Raw genomic sequence first — 5,352 nt, 5'->3', positions numbered from 1 at the left:
TGGGATTCCCCGGCGTTTCCCACCAAGAAAGTCGCATGGGTGGTGCAAGTTTTTCTTGCTTCCCATGAATTCCCATGTCATCCCTATACATACCGATGAGGACGGGCAGAACGACGGGGCGGCAAGACCCCGAAAAGGCGAAAGTCAGGTTTCATACAGGCACCCGCTTTCATCGAACCAGAGATCCGGCGCGCAGGCGAGCAGACATCCCCCCAGGTGGCATTGCGCAGATCGGTCACCCAGTGATGGGACGAGGGCGGCGAATTGGGCAGTGGCAGCAGCTCAATTCGCCGTTTTCGTCTCGATCGCTCAAAAGACAACGCGAAGGAGCGTCGGACAGTGGCGCGACGGTTCAGAGGTGAAAGCCACCACAAGGTGGATAACAAGGGCAGGGTTTCGATCCCGGCCCTGTTTCGCCGTGTGCTTGAGGCTGGCGACCCTGACTGGACCGATGGTCTGCGTCCGCAGCTTGTGATTGTCTATGGCGACCACCGCCGCAAATTTCTGGAATGCTATACGATCGAGGCCATCGACGAGGTGGACGGCAAGATTGCCGACCTGCCGCGCGGCTCGATTGAACGGCGGATGCTTGAGCGGCTGTTCCACGGCCAGTCGCATCCGACCGAGGTTGATGGCGATGGCCGTCTGGTTCTGCCGCAAAAGCTGCGGGAAAAGATCGGGCTGGAAAATGAGGCGTTCTTCATTGCCTCGGGCGATACGTTCCAGATCTGGAACCCCGAAACCTATGAGCGCGACGAACTGGCCAAGACCGAGGCCTGGCTGGACGACCTGCCGGACGATTTCGATCCGCTGACCCTGCTTGACCGCGCGGGGGGCGCCTGAGCGATGGCGGCTGCGGCGCTGACCCCTTCCGCTGATGCTCCTCACATCCCTGTTCTGCTGCGCCCGCTTCTGGCCGCCGTGGCGCCGGTGTCTGGCCTGTGGCTGGACGGCACATTCGGCGCGGGCGGCTATACGCGCGGCTTGCTTGAGGCCGGAGCGGACTGCGTGATCGGCGTTGATCGTGACCCGCTGGTGTTCGACATGGCCGCTGAATGGGCCGGTGAATACGGTGACCGGCTGCGTCTGGTGCAGGGCACGTTTTCCAAGCTGGATACCTATTCGGATGAGCCGCTGGACGGTGTGGTTCTGGATCTGGGCGTCTCATCCATGCAATTGGACATGGCCGAACGCGGCTTTTCCTTCATGAAGGACGGCCCGCTGGACATGCGGATGAGCCAGACCGGCCCAAGTGCCGCCGATCTGGTCAATACCGCCGAAGAAAAAGACATCGCGGATGTGCTGTATCATTACGGCGAAGAGCGCGCCTCGCGCCGGATCGCCCGCGCCATTGTCGCCGCCCGCGCCGTGCAGCCGTTCGAGACCACGGCGCAGCTGGTGGCGGTGATCGAAAAATGCCTGCCGCGCCCGAAACCGGGGCAAAGCCACCCGGCGACCCGCAGCTTTCAGGCGATCCGCATCGCGGTGAATGACGAATTAGATGAACTGGTTGCGGGTCTGTGCGCTGCCGAACGGGCGTTGAAGCCGGGCGGCAAGCTGGCGGTTGTGACCTTTCATTCGCTTGAAGATCGGATTGTGAAGCGGTTCCTTCAGGCACGCTCTGGCAGTGCCGGGCGGGCCAACCGCTATGCGCCGGAAACCATTGAAGAAACGCCACAATTCCGGCTGTTGTCGCGTCGTGCTATCGGGCCGGACGATCAGGAACTGGATGAAAACCCGCGGTCGCGCTCGTCCAAGCTCAGGGTGGCGGAACGCACCGACGCCCCGGCGGGCGATGTGGATCGCATGACGCTGGGTCTTCCGGCGCTGATGACGGCAGGGGGGCGCTGATGCGGGGTGTTCTTTATGTCATGGCGGCTGTGGCGGTGATGACGCTGGCCTTTTGGGCCTATCGCGAAAACTATGCCGCGCAAGAGGCGATCGCCCGGACCGAAAGCCTGCAACGCGAGATCGGCGACATGCGCGAATCCCGCGCGATGCTGCGCGCTGAATGGGCCTATCTGAATCGCCCGGACCGGCTGCGGGAACTGGCCGAGCTGAATTTCGACCGTCTGGGCCTGCTGGAACTGGAACCCGATCAATTCGGCCGCATCGGTCAGGTGTCCTATCCCAGCGAAGAAGACTTTTTCCCGGCGCTGTCGCAGCCGATCGACGTGGTTGGACAATTGCCGCAGGATGACGCGGAGGACGGGCAATGATCCGCACGCCTCTGCGCCCGCTGGCCCGCATTCTGGACGCCCGCGCCAAGGGCGAAAACCCCGATGTGATCGAGCGCGAAAACCTGCGCCTGCGTCATGAACAGATGCGCGATCAATCGCGCAATCGCGCTGAAACCCGGCTGTGGGTTCTGGCGCTGTTTTTCCTTTGCGCCTATGGCGCCGTGGGTATGCGGATGGGGGCGCTGGCCTCGTCCGAGCCGATGGAGCCGCAGGTCGAGGTCTCGGGCACGACGATCACCGCGCAGCGCGCCGATATCACTGACCGCAACGGCAATATTCTGGCCACCAACCTTGCCACGCATTCGCTGTATGCCCAGCCGCCGCTGATGGTCGATCCGACCCGCGCGGCACTGGAACTGGCGGCGATTTTTCCCGATCTCGACGCGGACAAGCTGACGGCGCAATTCACCGGCAAGCGTAAATTCGTCTGGATCAAGAAAAAGATCAGCCCCGAACAGATGCAACTGGTGCATGACATCGGCGATCCGGGCCTGTTGTTCGGCCCGCGTGAAATGCGGCTCTATCCCAACGGCCGGCTGGCGGCGCATGTTCTGGGCGGCACCAGCTTTGGCCGCGAAGGCGTGCATTCCGCCGAGGTCATCGGCGTTGCCGGGGTCGAGCGCAGCTTTGACCAATATCTGCGCGATCCGGCCAATGGCGGCCAGCCGCTGCGGCTGTCGCTGGATCTGACGGTGCAATCGGCGATCCGCCGGGTGCTGTTTGGCGGTATGAAGCTGATGAATGCCAAGGGCGCGACCGCGATCCTGATGGATGTGCACACCGGCGAGATCCTGTCGATGGTGTCGCTGCCGGATTTCGATCCCAACGAACGCCCGCGCCCGCTGGTCGAAGGCGATGCCTCGGACAGCCCGCTGTTCAATCGCGCGGTTCAGGGCGTGTATGAACTGGGCTCGACCTTCAAGATTTTCGCCGCCGCGCAGGCGCTTGAGACCGGTCTGATGACCCCGGACACCATGGTCGACACCCAAGGCCCGCTGCGCTGGGGCAAGTTCCGCATCAACGATTTCCACAATTACGGCGCGCGTCTGTCGCTGACCGATGTGATCGTGAAAAGCTCGAACGTCGGCACCGCCCATGTCGCGCAACAGATCGGCGCCGAGCGCCAGCGCGCCTTCCTTGGCACGCTGGGCCTGCTGGACCCGTCGCCGATCGAACTGACCGAGGCGCCGGGCGTCAAGCCGCTGATCCCGTCCAACTGGTCGGAACTGTCGACGATGACGATTTCCTATGGCCACGGCCTGTCGGCCAGCCCGCTGCATCTGGCCAGCGCCTATGCCTCGCTGCTGAACGGCGGCTATGTAGTGCAACCGACGCTGTTGGCCGGGGGGCGTCCGCGCTCGGGTCAGCGGGTGGTGTCGGAACAGACCTCGGCGGCGGTGCGTTCGATGCTGCGCGCCGTGGTTCAGCGCGGCACCGCCAGCTTTGGCGAGGTTCCGGGCTATGCGGTTGGCGGCAAGACCGGCACCGCCGACAAGCCCAAGCCCACCGGCGGCTATTACGAAGACAAGGTGATCGCCACTTTCGCCGGCGTCTTTCCCGCCTATGCCCCGAAATATGTGCTGGTGGTGACGCTGGACGAACCCGAGGAAACCTCGGGGTCGGAGCCGCGCCGCACCGCCGGTTGGACCGCCGTTCCGGTCGCCGCTGAAATCATCCGCCGCACGGCGCCGCTGTTGGGGCTGAGACCAGCGATTGAACCTGCCCCGGGCTTTGAGGTAACACTCACCAGCAACTAATCGCCGGGGGCGGACATGACGGCAGCGAAGGCAGGCACGAAATCACTGGCAGAGCTGGGCCTGACCGCCAAAGCCGGGCGCGAGGCGCGGATCACCGGCCTGTCGGTCGACAGCCGTTATACCAAGGCCGGTCACCTGTTCGCCGCCCTGCCGGGGACACGGGTGCATGGCGCGACATTCATCAAATATGCGCTGCGCATGGGGGCAACGGCCATTTTGACCGATGCCGCCGGGGCGAAACTGGCGGCTGATGAACTGGCGGCCTCGGATGCGGCGCTGATCATCGCCGAAGACCCGCGGCAGGCGCTGGCCTATACTGCGGCGCTGTGGTTCGGCAGGCAGCCCGAGGTCGTGGTCGCCGTCACCGGCACCAATGGCAAAACCTCGGTAGCGAATTTCACCCGGCAGATCTGGACCCTGCTGGGGTTGACGGCGGCGAATCTGGGCACGACCGGGGTCGAGGGCGCGTTCCACGCCCCGTTGCAGCACACCACGCCTGATCCGATCACCCTGCACAACCTGCTGGCCCGCATGGCCGAGGCCGGTGTCAGCCATGCCGCGATGGAGGCCTCAAGCCATGGTCTGGCGCAGCGGCGTCTGGACGGGGTGACGCTGAAAGCGGCGGCGTTCACCAATTTCACTCAGGACCATCTGGATTATCACGCCAATTTTGACGACTATTTTGCCGCCAAGGCCGGGCTTTTCGACCGGGTGCTGCCCGAAGAGGGCTGTGCGGTGATCAATCTGGACGATCCCAAGGGCACCAAGATGGCCGAGATCGCCGAGTCGCGCGGGCAGGACGTCATCTCGGTCGGGCATTCGGCATGGGCCGATCTGCGGATTCTGGCACAGCGGTTCGACGCGACCGGGCAGGATCTGCGCTTTGTCTGGGCCGGGGATACCCATCAGGTGCGTCTGAACCTGATCGGCGGCTTTCAGGCCGAAAACGTGCTGCTGGCGGCGGCGCTGGCGATTGCGGTCGACGAAGACCCGAATGACGTGTTCGACGTGCTGCCCGATCTGGCCGGGGTGCGGGGCCGGATGCAACTGGCCGCAACCCGCGACAATGGCGCGGCGGTGTTCGTCGATTACGCCCATACGCCTGACGCGCTGAAAACCGCGCTGATGGCGCTGCGCCCGCATGTGATGGGGCGGCTGGTGGTGGTGTTCGGCGCCGGCGGTGACCGCGACACCGGCAAGCGGCCACTGATGGGGCAAGAGGCCGCGTGTCATGCCGATGTGGTCTTTGTCACCGATGACAACCCGCGCAGCGAAGTCCCCGCCGATATCCGTGCCGCGATCATGGCCGGTTGTCCCGAAGCGAACGAGGTCGGCGACCGCGCCGAAGCGATCCT

Annotated in this window: 5 protein-coding genes; all 5 read left to right on the top strand. The window is 64.3% G+C overall.

The window, feature by feature from the left end; genetic code table 11:
- The first annotated feature begins 339 nt into the window (after positions 1–339).
- Positions 340–843 (top strand): division/cell wall cluster transcriptional repressor MraZ, encoded by a 504-nt coding sequence (gene mraZ, locus ABYW26_RS09860; RefSeq protein ID WP_372604658.1) that lies wholly within the window; start codon positions 340–342, stop codon positions 841–843.
- Positions 844–846: 3 nt separating this feature from the next.
- Positions 847–1,851 (top strand): 16S rRNA (cytosine(1402)-N(4))-methyltransferase RsmH, encoded by a 1,005-nt coding sequence (rsmH, locus tag ABYW26_RS09855; protein WP_372604657.1) that lies wholly within the window; start codon positions 847–849, stop codon positions 1,849–1,851.
- Positions 1,851–2,219: a cell division protein FtsL gene (locus ABYW26_RS09850; RefSeq protein ID WP_372604656.1), complete on the top strand. Its 369-nt coding sequence runs from the start codon at positions 1,851–1,853 to the stop codon at positions 2,217–2,219. The genes rsmH and ABYW26_RS09850 overlap by 1 nt, the downstream gene beginning before the upstream one ends.
- On the top strand, positions 2,216–3,997 hold the full coding sequence (locus tag ABYW26_RS09845; RefSeq protein WP_372604655.1) for a peptidoglycan D,D-transpeptidase FtsI family protein: 1,782 nt from the start codon (positions 2,216–2,218) through the stop codon (positions 3,995–3,997). The genes ABYW26_RS09850 and ABYW26_RS09845 overlap by 4 nt, the downstream gene beginning before the upstream one ends.
- A 15-nt stretch (positions 3,998–4,012) precedes the next feature.
- The coding region (locus tag ABYW26_RS09840; protein WP_372604654.1) for a UDP-N-acetylmuramoyl-L-alanyl-D-glutamate--2,6-diaminopimelate ligase at positions 4,013–5,352 on the top strand (1,340 nt) is incomplete at its 3' end.

Origin of the sequence: Actibacterium sp. (assembly GCF_041584535.1) — a bacterium.
In the GTDB taxonomy this organism is placed as follows: domain Bacteria; phylum Pseudomonadota; class Alphaproteobacteria; order Rhodobacterales; family Rhodobacteraceae; genus Actibacterium_D.
This window is presented reverse-complemented; position numbering and strand designations above follow the sequence as displayed.

Excerpts from the sequence above, each read along its gene's own strand:
- ABYW26_RS09845 (WP_372604655.1), top strand. The coding sequence starts at position 2,216 with ATGATCCGCACGCCTCTGCGCCCGCTGGCCCGCATTCTGGACGCCCGC.
- ABYW26_RS09850 (WP_372604656.1), top strand. The coding sequence starts at position 1,851 with ATGCGGGGTGTTCTTTATGTCATGGCGGCTGTGGCGGTGATGACGCTG.
- rsmH (WP_372604657.1), top strand. The coding sequence starts at position 847 with ATGGCGGCTGCGGCGCTGACCCCTTCCGCTGATGCTCCTCACATCCCT.